The following is a 16,259-nucleotide window of genomic DNA, read 5'->3' as shown; positions in this document are numbered from 1 at the left end:
AGGTAACTCGAGTTAATAGATGCAAACATGGTTTGAGCTCAATAAACATAAACGTTTTTGTGTACTTGGTTTAGGACTGAGTGGCATGTCGTGCGTGCGTTTTTTAGTTGAGCAAGGTATTGAACCAAGTGTTTGTGATACACGTAGTTTGCCGCCGGGTATAGACGAGCTTAAGCAACTTTTACCTCAGGTGGATTTAACCTTAGGTCAGCCGAGTGTTGAATATTTACAGCAATTTGATTTCGTTTTAATGAGCCCTGGTATTGATCCGCGCGCGGATATATACCAAACCGTGTTAGCTAATGGTACTGAGCTGATAAATGAAATTGAATTATTTGCCCATGGCATAGCCTTGACTGATAAACAAGTTGTTGCTGTTACGGGGTCTAATGGTAAATCGACCGTTGTTAGTTTATTAGGTGAAGCGCTTAATAAAGCTGAAATTACCACCAGTGTTGGCGGCAACATAGGTCGCCCAGCATTGGACTGTTTGTCTGATAGTAGTGACATCATTGTATTGGAGCTTTCTAGTTTTCAACTGGAGTTTTGCCCAAGTTTTGCGGCTGATATTGCGTTAGTGTTGAATGTGAGTGAAGACCATATGGATCGCTATGCGGATTTAGCGCACTACGCACAAACAAAGCGAGCTATCTATCAAAATGCTCGATTAGCAATTTTTAATCACGATGACCAACAAACTTACCCTGAACAACATCCGAATGCTATTTCATTTGGGGTTGACTGCCAAGCTGATTGGCAAGTGGAACAGGGGCATGCTTGTTTACAAGGTAATGCCGTGTGTAGTTTGCAACAGAGTCGTTTAGTGGGGCTGCATAATCAGCAAAATATGCTTGCGGTAACTGCTGTTGCTTATGCATTGAATGCCGATCCAAGACTCATAGAAATTGCTTTTAATGAATTTTCTGGTTTGCAGCACAGGTGTGAAAAAGTCAGTGAGAAATTAGGTGTAACTTGGGTTAACGACTCAAAAGCGACCAATGTCGGTGCGACACTTGCGGCGCTATCAGGGTTAGCCAATATTGAAGGTCAATTAGTTTTAATTGCAGGTGGTGTGGGGAAGGATGCTGATTTTTCACCATTGCAAAGTGTACTTAACTCGAATGTCGATCATTTGATCACGCTGGGCCGTGATGGCCAACAAATAGCTGCATTGAAAGCTAATGCGCAACACGTATCGAGTATACAAGACGCGGTTAAATTGGCAGCTAAGATAACTCAGGTAGGGGATACCGTTTTATTGTCACCGGCTTGCGCATCTTTAGATATGTTCAAAAATTTTGAGCAAAGAGGCTTGGCTTTTGTCGCAGCAGTGGAGGCACTAAATGAGCAGTGATTTAGTTGCTGATGCAGCGTCAATTAAAGCGAATAGTGCTAGCTCAAAACAGGTTAAGCCGACGCTTAAAGAGCGTGTACAAGAAGTATGGGATGAGTTATTTGGTTTAGGTGAAGGTCATGCTTTGTATGACAGAACTTTGGTTATTTTGTGCTGTACCTTGTTGGCTGTTGGGTTGTTAATGGTGGCATCAGCCTCTATTCCTGTGGCGAGTAAATTATTTGGCAACCCATTGCATTTTGCCATTCGCCATTTGGTGTATTTAGGGCTAAGTTTTATCGCATTTATGGCGGTTGTACAAATGCCAATGGCGTGGTGGAAACGCTTTAACCCGTATTTGCTGATGATAGCTTTTGGCTTGTTAATTACTGTTTTAATCGTCGGGAAAAATGTGAACGGTAGTACGCGTTGGCTAGCTTTAGGGCCTTTAAATATTCAGGCAGCAGAACCGGCTAAGCTGTTCTTTTTTGTTTATTTAGCTGGCTATTTAGTAAGACGTGAAAGCGAAGTAAAAGAAAATTTAAAAGGCTTTATCAAACCCCTTTTGGTGATGTTTGCTTTAGCCGTATTGTTATTAATGCAACCTGATTTGGGAACTGTGGTGGTGATGTTTGCTACGACAGTGGGGTTACTTTTTTTGGCTGGCGCTAAATTAATCCAGTTTTTCGCTTTGTTTATGACTGGCTGCTGCGCAGTGGTGTTTTTGATTTTAAGCGAGTCATACCGAATGCGGCGTGTGACCTCATTTTTAGACCCGTGGGCCGATCCGTTTGGCAGTGGTTATCAGTTAACTCAGAGCCTTATGGCCTATGGGCGAGGTGACTGGTTTGGCATGGGCTTGGGCAATAGTATTCAAAAATTACACTTTTTACCGGAAGCGCACACCGATTTTGTCTTTGCTGTGTTAGCCGAAGAAACAGGCTTTATCGGCGTAATGCTAGTTGTGGCCGTGGTATTTTGGTTAGTGGGTAAAATTTTGAGTTTAGGTAGTCGTGTTTTAGCGGCGGGTAAGCAGTTTGAAGGTTATTTTGCCTATGCCATGGCGATTTGGATTAGCTTTCAAGCCGCAGTTAACATTGGGGCTAGTGCGGGTATGTTGCCCACCAAGGGGTTAACCTTACCTTTGGTGAGTTATGGCGGTAGTAGCTTACTAGTGATGAGTATTGCGATTGCAGCCATTATGCGAATTGATTACGAGCATCGACTTGAAAGTGTGCAAGCGACTCGGTCAAGCAAAAAGCCGAAAAAGAAAAATTTAACCCGCAATCCACGCGAGGAGCATGTTGATGACGAATAAAGTTAAACATGCTGTGGTGATGGCTGGCGGCACTGGTGGTCATATTTTTCCTGGTTTAGCGGTTGCAGAGCAATTAATCGCGCAAGGCTGGACCGTTTCTTGGTTAGGTACGGCTGATCGTATGGAAGCGCAACTGGTTCCTAAACAAGGTATTGAAATTGATTTTATTGAAATAAAAGGTGTGCGCAATAAGGGATTTATTCGCAAGCTGCTGACGCCATTTATGGTGTTACAGGCGATTTGCCAAGCATTACGCATTTTATCAAAACGCAAGGCGGACGTTGTTCTTGGTTTTGGTGGTTATGCCGCAATGCCGGGCGGTATTGCCGCAAAAATATTGGCTAAACCTTTGCTGATCCACGAGCAAAATGCCGCGGCGGGTTTAACTAATCGTTTATTAAGTAAGGTTGCCAATACCACTTTAGTGGCATTTGGCAAAACCAAAGGTTTAAAGCGTGGTTGTCCTGTTGTGGGTAATCCGGTGCGCAGCTCGATTAAATTAACCGAGAAGCAGCAAGCTGAGCATCAATTACGATTTTTGGTGGTTGGTGGCAGTTTAGGGGCGCAAGTGCTTAACCAGCAGGTGCCTTTAGCGGTGAAACAATTGGAGTCGCAGGGCTTAATGGTGTCGGTTGTGCATCAAACCGGTAAAGGTAATTTAGCTGCGGTACAGCAAGCCTATGCTGATGTGCAAAGTCAGGTTGAAGTCGTTGAGTTTATTGATGATATGGCAGCCGCGTACCAAGCTGCAGATTTGGTGATATGTCGCGCTGGCGCATTAACGGTTTCTGAGTTGGCTTTAGCCGGTATGCCAAGCATTTTAGTGCCTTTGCCGCATGCGGTGGATGATCATCAAACTAAAAATGCCCAAATTTTAGTGGACGCCGAGGCGGGTATTTTACTGCCTCAACCGGCGTTGTTAGAAGGTAAGTTAGCCGGTCATTTAACCGAGTTAATTGAGCTACCCAATTTATTGCCAACGATGGCGAGTAATTGTCAAAAGGTAGCTGTCACTGATTCGAGTATTCGAGTCAGTCAATATGTAAAAGATTTAGTAAGTTAGAGGTAAATGTGAGTCAAGTATCTGAATTTAAAATACCAGAAATGCGCCGAGTGCAATCTATCCACATGATAGGGATAGGTGGCTCGGGTATGTGTGGTATTGCCGAAGTATTACTCACTGACGGCTATCAGGTTTCTGGCTCTGATATTACGCAAAGTGCCAATACCCAACGTTTAAGTGCGATGGGGGCCAACATTATGATTGGTCATCAAGCAGACAACATTAGCCGAGCTGATGTTGTTGTTATCTCGAGTGCGGTAGCAAAAGATAACCCAGAAGTGGTAGCGGCTAAGCAAAATCGTATACCAGTTATCCAACGTGCTGAAATGTTAGCGGAATTAATGCGCTACCGCCATGGTATTGCGGTGGCAGGCACGCATGGTAAAACGACAACCACTAGTTTAATTGCCAGTATTTTCGCAGAGGCCGAGCTGGATCCAACATTCATTATTGGCGGGCGTTTAAACAGTGCTAACACTAACGCTAGATTAGGTAAAAGTCGTTATCTGGTCGCGGAAGCGGATGAATCTGACGCTTCATTTTTGCACCTGCAACCCATGATCTCGGTTGTTACCAATATCGAACCGGATCATATGGATACCTATGACGGCGATTTTGAAAATATGAAATCAACTTATGTTGATTTTCTGCATAACCTACCTTTTTACGGCATGGCGGTATTGTGTTTTGACGATGACGTTGTGGTTGAAATGGCTCAGAAAATTGCACGTAACTATTTAAGTTACGGATTTTCATCATTGGCGGATTATCGAATTACCGAATTTAGCCAAGCGGGTAAAGCGACCCAGTTTACGGTATTGCGGCCTCAAAAAGCGGCGATTAAGGTTAAGTTGAATTTGCCGGGGCGTCATAACGCATTGAATGCCACGGCCGCTATTGCAGTCGCTTGTGATGAAGGGATAGCGGATGATGTCATTCTGGCTGCGCTTAATAAGTTTGAAGGTATAGGGCGTCGCTTTGAACATCATGGCCAGTTTAGTGTGGCAGGTGGTGAAATTGATTTTATTGATGACTATGGGCATCACCCGACAGAGGTCGCTGCTACATTGCAATCTTTGCGTGCGGCTTATCCTGAACGTCGTTTAGTTATGGCTTATCAACCTCATCGTTATACCCGTACTCGCGATTTGTATGAAGACTTTGTTGATGTGTTGGGGCAGGTTGACGAATTGTGTTTGCTTGAAGTTTACAGTGCTGGCGAAGCGGTTATTCCTGGGGCTGATAGTCGGTCTTTGTGTCGCTCGATACGTCAACGCGCGGGAATTGAACCTATTTATGTTGCAAAGCCAGATATGTTACCAGCAAGTTTAGCAAAAACCTTACGTGCAGGGGATGTTGTGATAACGCAAGGTGCGGGTAATATTGGTGGCATTGCCAAATTGCTAGTTAGTTTGAATTTTGAACATCAAGCTATGCTTGAACACGGAGTATCAGCATGAGCGAAAAATTTGGCAAAGTCGCTGTTCTTTATGGCGGGACTTCAGCAGAACGCGACGTATCAATTAAATCAGGAACTGCGGTTCATCAGGCATTAATCAGTGTTGGTGTGGATGCGCACCTATTTGATACTCAGCAGATATCGCCATTGAAACTTAAAGAACTGGGTTTTGAGCGTGTGTTTAATGCGTTGCATGGTCGCGGTGGAGAAGACGGTGTTATACAGGGCGTTTTAGAGTACTTGCAAATTCCCTATGCCGGCTCACGTGTGCTGGGTTCTGCATTGAGCATGGACAAAATTTTAACCAAACAAGTTTGGCAAAGTGCAGGTTTACCAACTGCTAAATTCGTAATGGTTAAGCGCGAGCAAGTCGCTGGTGTCGATTACCAAGCAATACTGGAACGTTTGAATGGCAAGGTTTTTATTAAGCCGGCGAAAGAAGGTTCGAGTATTGGCATGAGTATGGCCGATACGGCTGTAGGGTTAAAAAGCGCATTAGAAAAAGCCGCAGATTACGATTGTGACATTTTAGTTGAGCAATTTATTAATGGTCCTGAATACACAGTTGCCATATTAGCGCAAGAGTCGCTGCCGAGTATTAGCATGCAAACGCCGCATGAATTTTATGATTATGAAGCTAAATATTTAGCAAACTCTACCCAGTACTTTTGTCCGAGTGGCTTAAATGAAGCGGATGAAGCACATATTCAGGCGTTGGCGAAACAGGCGTTTGCTGCGGTTTCTGCGGAAGGCTGGGGGCGAGTCGATGTCATGCGAGATCAAGACGGACAGTTTTATTTATTAGAAGCCAATACGGTTCCAGGGATGACAGAAAAAAGCTTGGTTCCTATGGCGGCGAAAGCTAAAGGTATCGACTTCGCTGAGCTTGTTTGTCGAATATTAGATTCGGCGAAGTAACGCAGGCTTTGCGTAATGGGCGTAGAAAAAACACAAGCGACTCAAAAGCCCAAAATGCCTGAGTTGCGGCAACAAATTGAGCAAGCCGGTTGGCCGTTTTGGGCTGGTTTAGTGTTTTTCTTTTGGGTACTGATTGGCTCACTGTGGTTAATTGAATATGTCAGTGAATGGCTGGTTGATGAAAATCGCTTACCGGTTAAGCAAATCGTCGTTCAAGGGCAGCAAGACTATTTGACTAAGCAAGATGTGTTGCAAGCGTTAGAGTTGCAAATGAGTCAAAGTTTTTTTGCATTAAATGTCGATAAAGCGCAGCAGCAATTAGAAGCGCTGGATTGGATATACAGCGTATCGGTACGCAAAGAGTGGCCGAATAGATTGAAAATTTACATTACAGAGCAAAATCCACAAGTACATTGGAACGGGGATTTTTTGTTAAATGAATATGGTGATGTATTTCAAGCAGATACGGATAGGTTACAACGAGAGTTAGCTTGGTTATTTGGCCCAGAAGGGGACGAAAATCAAGTATTAGAAACCTATCAAAAGTTAAGTGAGTTAATGGCTTTGTATCACGTAACCATTAACGAAATGTCGCTGTCTGAACGGCATGCTCTGCAAATAACGCTAAAAGACGGGGTTAAGCTTAATTTAGGACGAGAAGATTGGCTTAATAGAAGTCAGCGATTTTTGCAACATTACCCGCAGTTGAAGCGGGCGCATAATTTAGATTATGTCGACTTGCGTTATGACACTGGGTTTGCGGTTGGATTAAAACAGAATAATGAAGATCAGAGTTGATTATGTCTAAGGTGACGGACAGAAATTTAATAGTGGGATTGGACATAGGCACAGCGAAAGTCGTCGCTGTCGTTGGTGAAGTTTTACCAGACGGTGCGGTGAGTGTCGTGGGTGTCGGTAGTCATGCATCGCGAGGTATGGATAAAGGTGGTGTGAATGACATTAACCTAGTTATTCAATCGATTCAGCGAGCTGTTGAAGAAGCTGAACTGATGTCAGGCTGCCAAATATCGTCGGTTTATATCGCGATATCGGGTCGACATATCCAGTGCCAAAATGAAAATGGCATGGTGCCGATCAGTGAGCATGAAGTGACACAAGATGATGTGGATAACGTGATCCATACCGCCAAGTCAGTGCATTTGCCAGCTGAACGTCGGGTACTACATGTTTTGCCTCAAGATTACAGTGTTGATATTCAAGAAGGGATTAAAAGCCCAATTGGTATGTCGGGCGTGCGCTTAGAAGCTAAAGTGCATTTAGTGACCTGTGCTGACGACATGTCAAAAAATATTGTTAAGTGTGCTGAACGTTGCGGGTTACGCGTTGATGATTTGGTGTTCTCGGCAATTGCGTCCAGTGATTCAGTGCTAACAGATGACGAGAAAGAGCTTGGGGTTGCTGTTGTTGATGTTGGAGCCGGCACTATTGATTTAGTTATCTATGTGGATGGTGCTATACGACATAACGCGGTTATTGCCGTTGCGGGTAATCAAGTCACTAAAGATATTGCGCAAATTTTCCGTACGCCGATGAGTCATGCGGAGCAATTAAAGGTGCAATACGCTTGCGCAATGCGCCACATGGTTAGCATAGAAGAAAGTATTGAAGTGCCTAGCGTAGGTGGGCGACCAGCGCGTTCTATGTCGCGCCACACTTTGGCAGAAGTTGTCGAACCTAGATACCAAGAGTTATTTGAGTTGGTTCGCGAAGAGATCAGTAAAAGCGGCTTAGAAGATAAAATAGCAGCAGGGATCGTTTTGACCGGTGGCACGGCCAAAATGGAAGGTGCTGTCGAGTTTGCCGAAGACTTATTTCAAATGCCGGTTCGTTTAGGTAGCCCAGTTAATCTTAAAGGGTTAACTGAGTATGTAGATGATCCGAGTTATGCAACGGCTATCGGTTTGTTGCATTACGGTAAAGATCAAATAAATAACCAGTATGCCAACCGAGTTGAAGATAGCTCGGCTGGCTTGTGGCAACGCATTCATAGCTGGTTTAAAGGTGAGTTTTAGTCGCGGTTGTTGCCTTGGGGTGACAAGCGTGGAAGCTAAATTTGGAAATTTCGTTTTGGGAATAAACATAAAAAAGTAAGTAAGTGGAGAGAGTCATGTTTGATTTAATGAGTGAGCAAGCTGATGAAGCTGTCATCAAAGTTATTGGTGTCGGTGGAGGTGGCGGTAACGCCATTGAGCATATGGTTGAACACACCATTGAAGGTGTCGAGTTTTTAACCGCAAATACGGACGCGCAAGCCTTAAGAAATTCACAGTTAGCGCCTGAAAACAAGATTGTTTTAGGTCGTGATGTGACTAAAGGTTTAGGTGCAGGTGCTAACCCTGAAATCGGTCGTCAAAGTGCAGAAGAGGATCGTGACGCGATCCGCGATGTGATCAATGGCGCAGACATGATTTTTATTGCCGCAGGTATGGGCGGTGGTACGGGTACGGGTGCAGCACCTGTCGTTGCCGAAGTCGCGCGAGAAATGGGTATTTTGACGGTTGCTGTTGTAACTAAACCATTCCCATTTGAAGGTCGTAAGCGTATGGCTTATGCCGATCAAGGTATTGATGCGTTAGCGGCAAGTGTTGATTCGTTAATCACAATCCCTAATGACAAGTTATTGAAAGTGTTAGGTAAAGGCACTTCTTTGTTGGATGCATTTAAGGCAGCCAATGACGTGTTATTTGGTGCGGTGCAAGGTATTGCCGAGCTCATTACTCGCCCAGGTTTAATTAACGTTGACTTTGCCGACGTACGTACAGTGATGTCGGAAATGGGTACCGCAATGATGGGTACAGGTGTCGCTAAAGGTGAAGACCGTGCAGAAGAAGCGGCTGAAATGGCAATCTCATCTCCTTTATTAGAAGACGTTGATTTAGCCGGCGCGCGAGGCATCCTAGTTAATATCACTGCGGGCATGGATATTAGCATTGAAGAATTTGAAACGGTTGGTAATGCAGTAAAAGCCTTTGCATCTGAAAATGCTACGGTTGTCGTTGGTGCTGTTATCGATCCTGAAATGAGTGAAGAATTACGCGTTACTGTGGTTGCGACAGGTATTGGCGATCGTAAGCCTGATATTTCTTTGGTATCACCAAGTAAACCTGCAATTGAACCTGTTTCTGTCCCTAGAGTGGCTAATGTGGGTTCGGCTGCTGTTGATATGAATGCGAATTTGGAATCTCGCGTGGCGGATCCTGTTGCTGCATCAACACCAGCGTCTCAACCAGGACAACAGCAAAGTTTAGATTATTTGGACGTACCTGCGTTTTTACGTAAACAAGCAGATTAATCTGCAAGGCTGATTGCCTAACAATCACAATCTACTTACTACTTTCCCGTGTATGGCTTAGCCATACGCGGGTTTCTCCGTTGGAGAACTTTAGTGGTGAATTTAAAGGTAAATGGTTATTTATCTTGAATTCTGTGACGCTTAACCACTTTTTATAGTTTGAGAAGTGTTCCAGCATTACTGTGTTAATGGTGAATGTGGTAAACTAAGTTATACACAATATTACCATCGAGCCTTGGGCTCTATTAATCTGGATAAATAAGATTAAATATTGATGAATTATCAAAGAACTTTAAAAAACAGCGTTAAAACGACCGGTGTTGGCTTGCATAAAGGTGAGAAGGTAACTATGACCTTACTGCCAGCTCCAGCTAATACAGGTATTGTTTTTCGTCGCGTTGATATCGAACCTGTAGTCGACTTTCCGGTTAGTCCTTTCGCGGTGACAGACACTCGCATGTGTACCTGTATGACTAACGAGCAAGGTATAGCGATTTCAACAGTTGAGCATCTAATGTCAGCTTTGGCTGGTTTAGGTGTTGATAATGTCATTATTGAATTAGATGCCAATGAAGTACCTATCGTTGATGGCAGTGCTAGCCCATTTATCTTTTTAATAGAAGAAGCTGGGATCCAAGAGCTAAGTACTCCAAAACGTTATATTAAAATTAATAAACCCATTCGAGTTGAACTGGATGATAAGTGGGCTGAAATTGTTCCTTACCAAGGTTTTAAACTTGATTTTGGTATTGATTTTAATCACCCTGCGATTGCGGCAACTAAACAGCATTGTGTATTTGAATTATCAAGTGATGAGTATATTCGCGAAGTCAGCCGTGCCAGAACATTTGGATTCATGAAAGACTTTGAATACCTACGTTCGTTGAATTTGGCATTAGGTGGTAGCTTTGACAATGCGGTAGTTTTGGATGAATTCCAAGTGCTAAACGCCAATGGCTTGCGTTATGACAACGAGTTTTTGATGCACAAGATCCTAGATGCTATCGGCGATATGTTCATGACTGGCCACTTTATATTGGGTGAGATGCGCTCGCATAAATCGGGGCATGAATTAAATAATGTATTGCTACGTGCGATTGTAGAAAACCAAGATGCTTGGCAATGGATTGAATATACCGAAGAATCACAAGCGCCTCTGCAATTTTTACCTGCACAAGCTGTTTAATCAGCTTATTTATATAGCTTAGCCGAGTGACAAACTCGGCTTCGGCAAGCCTACCTATATTACCTTTTATTTTACTTTAGTGTTTTCGTGACGCCTTTACCAACCCTTGTAGCGCTTGTTTTAGATTGTCAGGTAATTGCTCTGCGGTTTTGAGCAGAGTTTGTGCCGAATTGTCAGATAGAGAGTGGTGCTTTTGATGCGCTGATTCGGCAGAGCTACTTTTACTGTGATTGCTTATTGGTGAGCTAGTTGTTACAACTATGCTGTCTGATATGCTGACCAGATCCGGTATAGACTGTCTTAAATGGCTGAGTAAATCTAAGCGTATCGCGTTAAAACGCATCTTTAATCCGGCACTCGTTAACCCTAAGTGTAATATCCCATTTTGATATTTTTGTACGATTACTTTATCCTGCCATTCTTTGGGCAGGCAAAGCGCTAGCTCGCGTTCAATCTGGCTGTTATAATCAGCTTTTTTTTGTGCGGCTGAAAATTGACTATTTGGCCAGGTTTCATTTAATACCTGCTCTATTGATTTCGGTCGACGTTTCATCTTTTTTACGTGTTGAGAATATAGTTAGTAATGGCGTTTTCGATTTATTATAAAAAACACAATATCGAACTCGAATGGCGATTAGATCGACGCCATTGGATTGCTTTACTATCGGTTATTTTTACAACGGCTCTATTAGTATTATACCTTGTTTCTTGGTTATTGGGTTCAGCCGATAAAGATAGATTACAAGATATTCGTGAAGCGCGTGGTTTGTTAGTAGAGCAAAAGCGCCAAGTCACGCAATTAAAAGAAAAAACCCAAATTGAATTAGCTGCACTTAAACTTAAATTAGGTGAGTTACAGTCACAAATGCTGAGAGTGAATGCGTTAGGTGCTGGCGTTCAAGCTCAGGCGAAGCTTGAAGGTGATGAGTTTAATTTTGAATTAGCCCCTGCAACAGGTGGGCCGGTAAGTGAAGTTTCTTTAGCAAACTTGCCAAGTGAACACCCCCATTCTTTAATTACCGACATTGATAGCTTATTAAAAGACCTTGATGAGCAAGAAAGGCAGCTTGGACTACTTGAATCTGTGCTACGTAACCACGATATAGATCAGCAGAGTTATATTTCTGGTCGGCCAATCGATAGTGGTTGGTTGTCTTCGTATTATGGTATGCGTAAAGATCCGTTTAGTGGTTTGCCCGCTATGCATAAAGGAATAGACTTTGCCGGTGAAGAGGGTAATAAAGTAATTGCTACTGGTGCAGGTGTTGTCACTTGGGCTGGAAAACGATATGGCTTTGGCCAATTAGTAGAAATAGAGCATGGTGATGGGTTGCGGACTCGCTATGGTCACAATAAAAAAGTTTTGGTCAAGTTAGGTGACGTTGTTACTAAAGGCCAGCAAATTGGTGTATTGGGCAGTACAGGTCGCTCGACAGGGCCGCATGTTCATTACGAAGTATTGAAAAACGGTAAGCAAGTTGATCCGCTTAAGTATGTTTACCGTCGAGATAAAAATTAAAATAATCACGCAGAAACTTATCTAACCATGGATGCGTGAATTCCAAGGTAATTTCATGATCACAAAAATTTTGACCAAGGTATTTGGTAGTCGTAATGATCGGGTTTTAAAGAAGCTGCAAAAAGTCGTCGATCAAATCAATGCACTAGAGCCTAGTCTTGAAGCTTTATCTGATGACGAGCTAAAAGCGAAAACAGCAGAATTTAGAGAACGTTTAGCCAAAGGCGAAACACTTGAGCAATTGCAAGTTGAGGCGTTTGCTGTGGTACGTGAAGCCAGTAAACGAGTATTTGGTATGCGTCATTTCGACGTGCAAATGCTTGGTGGCATGATTTTACATCAAGGTAAAATTTCAGAAATGCGTACAGGTGAAGGTAAAACGTTAACGGCGACGCTACCTTCGTACCTAAATGCATTAAGTGGATCTGTGCATGTAGTGACGGTTAACGACTATCTGGCTAAGCGTGACGCTGACTGGAGTCGACCTTTGTTTGAGTTCTTAGGCTTAACGGTTGGTTGTAATATTCCTGGTCTTGATCCGCAACAAAAGCGCGAAGCTTATGCAGCCGATATTACCTATGGTACCAATAACGAGTTTGGCTTTGATTATTTGCGCGACAATATGGCCTTTAGTCCACAAGACAGAGTACAACGTGATTTAAGTTTTGCGGTAGTTGATGAAGTTGATTCAATTTTAATTGACGAAGCGCGTACGCCTTTAATCATTTCGGGAGCAGCGGAAGACAGTTCTGAGATGTATAAACGCCTAAATGTTGTTGTACCTATGCTTGAGCAACAGGACAAAGAAGACGAAGAAGGCGTTGAAAGCACAGGTGATTTCACGGTTGATGAAAAATCCAAGCAAGTCCATTTAACTGAACGTGGTCAAGAGCGTGTTGAAGAAATATTAAAAGAACAAGGCATTATTGCAGCGGATGATTCACTGTACGCGGCGAGTAATATTGCATTATTTCATCATGTTAATGCTGCATTGCGAGCGCACCATTTGTATGTAAAGGACGTTGACTACATTATTAAAGATGGTGAGATTGTTATTGTTGACGAGCATACAGGGCGGACAATGGAAGGGCGTCGTTGGTCTGAAGGTTTACACCAAGCGGTTGAAGCTAAAGAAGGCGTTAATATTCAAAATGAGAACCAAACATTAGCTTCTATCACTTTCCAAAACTATTTCCGCTTGTATGACAAGTTGGCCGGTATGACGGGGACCGCTGACACAGAAGCGTTTGAATTTAATCATATTTACGGCCTAGAAACGATTGTTGTGCCGACTAATAAACCTATGGTTCGTGATGATATGGCGGATTTGGTTTATTTAACCGAAGAAGAAAAGTTTGAAGCTATCATAGAAGATATTAAAGCTTGTGTTGAAGCGGGTCGTCCAACGTTAGTTGGTACAATATCAATCGAAAGTTCAGAACGCCTGTCAAATGCGCTTAAGAAAGCCAAAATTAAGCACAATGTACTAAATGCTAAGTTCCATGCTAAAGAAGCCGAAATTGTTGCTGAAGCCGGTAAACCGAGCGCTGTAACGATTGCCACTAACATGGCAGGTCGAGGAACCGATATAGTACTGGGCGGTAATTTAGCCTCTGAACTTGAAAAGTTAAATAATCCGACTGAAGAACAAATTAAACAGGTTAAAGAAGAGTGGCAAAAAACGCATGACTTAGTATTAAAAAATGGTGGTTTGCACATCATAGGTACTGAACGTCATGAATCACGCCGTATTGATAACCAATTACGTGGCCGTGCCGGTCGTCAAGGGGATGCAGGTTCGTCACGTTTTTATCTATCGATGGAAGATTCGTTAATGCGTATCTTCGCTTCGGAACGTGTTTCTAACTTAATGAAAAAATTGGGTATGGAACGTGGTGAGTCGATAGAGCACCCTTGGGTGACTCGCGCTATTGAAAATGCCCAACGCAAAGTTGAAGGGCGTAACTTTGATATTCGTAAGCAGTTACTTGAATATGATGATGTTGCCAATGACCAGCGTAAAGTGGTTTACGAACAGCGTAATGAATTGCTTAACGAAGGCGATATCAAAGAAACTATCGATAATATTCGATTAGATGTTATTAATCGTACTGTTGATAGCTTTATTCCACCGCAGTCAGTTGAAGAATTATGGGATGTTCCAGGTTTAGAGGAGCGTTTAAAAGCAGACTTTATGGTGGATATGCCGCTGCAAAAATGGCTTGAAGAAGACGACAAGTTATACGAAGAATCTTTGCGTGAGAAAATTGTTGAAGGAATATTAGCCGAATATAAAGCGAAGGAAGATCATGTTGGTGAAGAAGTTATGCGCCAATTTGAAAAAGGTATTATGTTGCAGTCGTTAGATTCGCATTGGAAAGAGCATTTAGCCGCTATGGATCATTTGCGTCAAGGGATCCACCTTCGTGGCTACGCACAAAAAAATCCTAAGCAAGAATATAAGCGTGAGTCATTTGAATTGTTTTCGCAAATGCTAGATGCGTTAAAATTTGATGTGGTTAATATTTTATCTAAGGTTCAAGTTCGTGATGAATCTGACGCGGAAGCGGTTGAGCAGCAGCGTCGTGAATCTCAAGCGATGCAAAAGCAGTATGAGCATGAGAATGCTGATCAATTAACCAAAGGTGAGCATGCGACTCCAGACCGTCCTATGGTAAGGGAAGGCGCTAAAATAGGGCGAAATGATCCGTGTCCATGTGGTTCAGGCAAAAAGTATAAAGCTTGCCATGGTCGCCTGGCTTAATAAATCTGTATCTAAAATTATTAAGTTGTAAAAATCGCCTCATTTGAGGCGATTTTTGTTTATATAGTCAAAGCGATCAGGTTTTAGGGGAAGCCGTCAAAGCTACCGCGTCCAGCTCTCGCCCCTTACCTGCATCCATGCAGGCAAGCTTCGAGACCCCATGAGCATATGCTCTACTATGTGATTGGGGCGAGTAAGCGCTGACAATGAACCATAAGACCTGAGCGAGAAGAGTATAAATTGAGTTTATTAAAGGTGTTAATACAACGATGAAAATTGTCAATGTTGCTGTTGGTGTAGTTGTTAATGAGCAGAAGCAGATTTTGCTGGCTAAGCGCGCTAAAGAGCAGCATCAAGGCGGATTGTGGGAATTCCCCGGTGGTAAAGTTGAGTTGGGTGAATCGACGTTTAAGGCTCTAGTGAGGGAGTTTAAAGAAGAAGTAGATTTAGAGCTTGAACACGGTCAGCCTTTAATCTTAATCGAGCATGATTATGGTGATAAGCAGGTTAGATTAGATACTTGGTTAGTTGAGCAATTTTCCGGATCAGCTCGTGGTGTTGAAGGACAAGAAGTGCGTTGGGTACCTGTAGCCGAATTAGCTAACTATGAATTTCCCGCAGCAAATCAAGCCATACTACAAGCTATTAACCAAACACTGGGTTAGTCTGATAATCGTGCTTGGCGCTAGTGCCTTTTCAATTTAATTTTGATTTGTTGAAAACATTGGTGATCACTTTCACACTGAGCGCGAAGCAGTCGAAGTGTCGGTAAATTAGAAAGTAATAAGACTTCGACAAGCTCAGCCTGAAGTTGTTTATTTAATCTAAATATGGCTAAAAACATCACTAGTGATAGTAAATTATGCGAGTGATTCAACTGATCATTTCTTTCTGGAAACAGTGCTAGTGTTAGTATCTTAACTAAAAGTGTTGAACGGTTGAATTTATAACCACTTGCTAAATTGTAGGGTCGATTTTACATCGACAAATCTTGTGTTAGCCGAAATAAATTCGGCTCTATAATGGAACTTGCCTTTAATCTGGCACGCTTTTCTACTTAGATTGCTAATAAAAACGAGTTCAGCATGTCATCACTTTTGTGTCGGAGTACTAGTATGTTTAGTCTTCAAGGAAAAAGCTTTCGCCATCAGGGTTAAACTTAGCCAGTTCTTCTTCAATATCAAATTCATCGACCTTACCAGTGACAGATTGTTTTAATGACTGCCCCTTGATTACTCGGCTTTCTTCTGACCATTCTCCTAAGTCGATTAACTTACAGCGTTCACTACAAAATGGTTTATATTGGCTTTCTTTTGACCAAGTGACTTGAGTATCGCAGGTGGGGCAGTTTACTTTTAACATAGCTCTCGCAAGTGAAAACGTGGA

Annotated in this window: 14 protein-coding genes; 12 read left to right on the top strand and 2 right to left on the bottom strand. The window is 42.7% G+C overall.

Going from position 1 to position 16,259, the window contains the following annotated elements:
- Positions 1 to 19 precede the first annotated feature (19 nt).
- The 9 genes from murD to lpxC all read left to right on the top strand — a co-directional run bounded on the left by murD (position 20) and on the right by lpxC (position 10,590).
- Positions 20 to 1,354 (top strand): UDP-N-acetylmuramoyl-L-alanine--D-glutamate ligase, encoded by a 1,335-nt coding sequence (murD, locus tag C2869_RS21115; protein ID WP_108604794.1) that lies wholly within the window; start codon positions 20 to 22, stop codon positions 1,352 to 1,354.
- Positions 1,344 to 2,651, top strand: coding sequence for a cell division protein FtsW (gene ftsW, locus C2869_RS21110; RefSeq protein ID WP_108604793.1), 1,308 nt, complete (start codon positions 1,344 to 1,346; stop codon positions 2,649 to 2,651). Before murD ends, ftsW begins: the two co-directional genes overlap by 11 nt.
- The gene (murG, locus tag C2869_RS21105; RefSeq protein ID WP_108604792.1) at positions 2,641 to 3,714 is read left to right on the top strand and encodes an undecaprenyldiphospho-muramoylpentapeptide beta-N-acetylglucosaminyltransferase; all 1,074 of its coding nucleotides are present in this window, start codon (positions 2,641 to 2,643) and stop codon (positions 3,712 to 3,714) included. The genes ftsW and murG overlap by 11 nt, the downstream gene beginning before the upstream one ends.
- A 41-nt stretch (positions 3,715 to 3,755) precedes the next feature.
- Entirely contained in the window at positions 3,756 to 5,174 is a 1,419-nt protein-coding gene (gene murC / locus C2869_RS21100; protein ID WP_228710846.1) for a UDP-N-acetylmuramate--L-alanine ligase, read from the top strand.
- Positions 5,171 to 6,091: a D-alanine--D-alanine ligase gene (locus C2869_RS21095; RefSeq protein WP_108604790.1), complete on the top strand. Its 921-nt coding sequence runs from the start codon at positions 5,171 to 5,173 to the stop codon at positions 6,089 to 6,091. The genes murC and C2869_RS21095 overlap by 4 nt, the downstream gene beginning before the upstream one ends.
- Positions 6,092 to 6,106: 15 nt before the next feature.
- The gene (locus C2869_RS21090; protein ID WP_228710720.1) at positions 6,107 to 6,889 is read left to right on the top strand and encodes a cell division protein FtsQ/DivIB; all 783 of its coding nucleotides are present in this window, start codon (positions 6,107 to 6,109) and stop codon (positions 6,887 to 6,889) included.
- 2 nt (positions 6,890 to 6,891) lie between these two features.
- Positions 6,892 to 8,124, top strand: coding sequence for a cell division protein FtsA (ftsA, locus tag C2869_RS21085; protein ID WP_108604789.1), 1,233 nt, complete (start codon positions 6,892 to 6,894; stop codon positions 8,122 to 8,124).
- 95 nt (positions 8,125 to 8,219) lie between these two features.
- On the top strand, positions 8,220 to 9,404 hold the full coding sequence (ftsZ, locus tag C2869_RS21080) for a cell division protein FtsZ (protein WP_108604788.1): 1,185 nt from the start codon (positions 8,220 to 8,222) through the stop codon (positions 9,402 to 9,404).
- 274 nt (positions 9,405 to 9,678) lie between these two features.
- A complete protein-coding gene (lpxC, locus tag C2869_RS21075) occupies positions 9,679 to 10,590 on the top strand; it encodes a UDP-3-O-acyl-N-acetylglucosamine deacetylase (protein WP_108604787.1) in 912 nt (303 codons plus the stop codon).
- A 76-nt stretch (positions 10,591 to 10,666) separates the two neighbouring features.
- Here the strand turns inward: lpxC and C2869_RS21070 are convergent, their stop codons facing one another.
- On the bottom strand, positions 10,667 to 11,143 hold the full coding sequence (locus C2869_RS21070) for a DUF721 domain-containing protein (RefSeq protein ID WP_108604786.1): 477 nt from the start codon (positions 11,141 to 11,143) through the stop codon (positions 10,667 to 10,669).
- Between the two features lie 30 nt (positions 11,144 to 11,173).
- Here C2869_RS21070 and C2869_RS21065 point away from each other — a divergent pair, with 30 nt between their 5' ends.
- From C2869_RS21065 to mutT, 3 genes are all read left to right on the top strand, one after another.
- Positions 11,174 to 12,109 carry a M23 family metallopeptidase gene (locus tag C2869_RS21065; RefSeq protein ID WP_108604785.1) on the top strand — a complete coding sequence of 312 codons (936 nt, stop codon included), beginning with the start codon at positions 11,174 to 11,176 and terminating at the stop codon, positions 12,107 to 12,109.
- 55 nt (positions 12,110 to 12,164) lie between these two features.
- Entirely contained in the window at positions 12,165 to 14,873 is a 2,709-nt protein-coding gene (gene secA, locus C2869_RS21060; protein WP_108604784.1) for a preprotein translocase subunit SecA, read from the top strand.
- A gap of 269 nt (positions 14,874 to 15,142) precedes the next feature.
- Entirely contained in the window at positions 15,143 to 15,538 is a 396-nt protein-coding gene (gene mutT / locus C2869_RS21055; protein WP_108604783.1) for an 8-oxo-dGTP diphosphatase MutT, read from the top strand.
- Positions 15,539 to 15,992: 454 nt separating this feature from the next.
- On the opposite strand, the gene C2869_RS21050 is transcribed toward mutT, so the two are convergent.
- Complete coding sequence (locus tag C2869_RS21050; RefSeq protein WP_108604782.1) at positions 15,993 to 16,235, bottom strand: DNA gyrase inhibitor YacG; 243 nt, start codon at positions 16,233 to 16,235, stop codon at positions 15,993 to 15,995.
- Positions 16,236 to 16,259: the final 24 nt, after the last annotated feature.

It is taken from the genome of Saccharobesus litoralis (assembly GCF_003063625.1).
Classification (GTDB): Bacteria; Pseudomonadota; Gammaproteobacteria; order Enterobacterales; family Alteromonadaceae; genus Saccharobesus; species Saccharobesus litoralis.
Note: the sequence above shows the minus strand (reverse complement) of the source record. Positions and strands in the feature narration are given on the sequence as shown.

What these genes read in the sequence shown, in the direction of transcription:
- murD (WP_108604794.1), top strand. Translation starts at nt 20, where the DNA reads ATGCAAACATGGTTTGAGCTCAATAAACATAAACGTTTTTGTGTACTT.
- ftsW (WP_108604793.1), top strand. Translation starts at nt 1,344, where the DNA reads ATGAGCAGTGATTTAGTTGCTGATGCAGCGTCAATTAAAGCGAATAGT.
- murG (WP_108604792.1), top strand. Translation starts at nt 2,641, where the DNA reads ATGACGAATAAAGTTAAACATGCTGTGGTGATGGCTGGCGGCACTGGT.
- murC (WP_228710846.1), top strand. Translation starts at nt 3,756, where the DNA reads ATGCGCCGAGTGCAATCTATCCACATGATAGGGATAGGTGGCTCGGGT.
- C2869_RS21095 (WP_108604790.1), top strand. Translation starts at nt 5,171, where the DNA reads ATGAGCGAAAAATTTGGCAAAGTCGCTGTTCTTTATGGCGGGACTTCA.
- C2869_RS21090 (WP_228710720.1), top strand. Translation starts at nt 6,107, where the DNA reads ATGGGCGTAGAAAAAACACAAGCGACTCAAAAGCCCAAAATGCCTGAG.
- ftsA (WP_108604789.1), top strand. Translation starts at nt 6,892, where the DNA reads ATGTCTAAGGTGACGGACAGAAATTTAATAGTGGGATTGGACATAGGC.
- ftsZ (WP_108604788.1), top strand. Translation starts at nt 8,220, where the DNA reads ATGTTTGATTTAATGAGTGAGCAAGCTGATGAAGCTGTCATCAAAGTT.
- lpxC (WP_108604787.1), top strand. Translation starts at nt 9,679, where the DNA reads ATGAATTATCAAAGAACTTTAAAAAACAGCGTTAAAACGACCGGTGTT.
- C2869_RS21070 (WP_108604786.1), bottom strand. Translation starts at nt 11,143, where the DNA reads ATGAAACGTCGACCGAAATCAATAGAGCAGGTATTAAATGAAACCTGG.
- C2869_RS21065 (WP_108604785.1), top strand. Translation starts at nt 11,174, where the DNA reads ATGGCGTTTTCGATTTATTATAAAAAACACAATATCGAACTCGAATGG.
- secA (WP_108604784.1), top strand. Translation starts at nt 12,165, where the DNA reads ATGATCACAAAAATTTTGACCAAGGTATTTGGTAGTCGTAATGATCGG.
- mutT (WP_108604783.1), top strand. Translation starts at nt 15,143, where the DNA reads ATGAAAATTGTCAATGTTGCTGTTGGTGTAGTTGTTAATGAGCAGAAG.
- C2869_RS21050 (WP_108604782.1), bottom strand. Translation starts at nt 16,235, where the DNA reads ATGTTAAAAGTAAACTGCCCCACCTGCGATACTCAAGTCACTTGGTCA.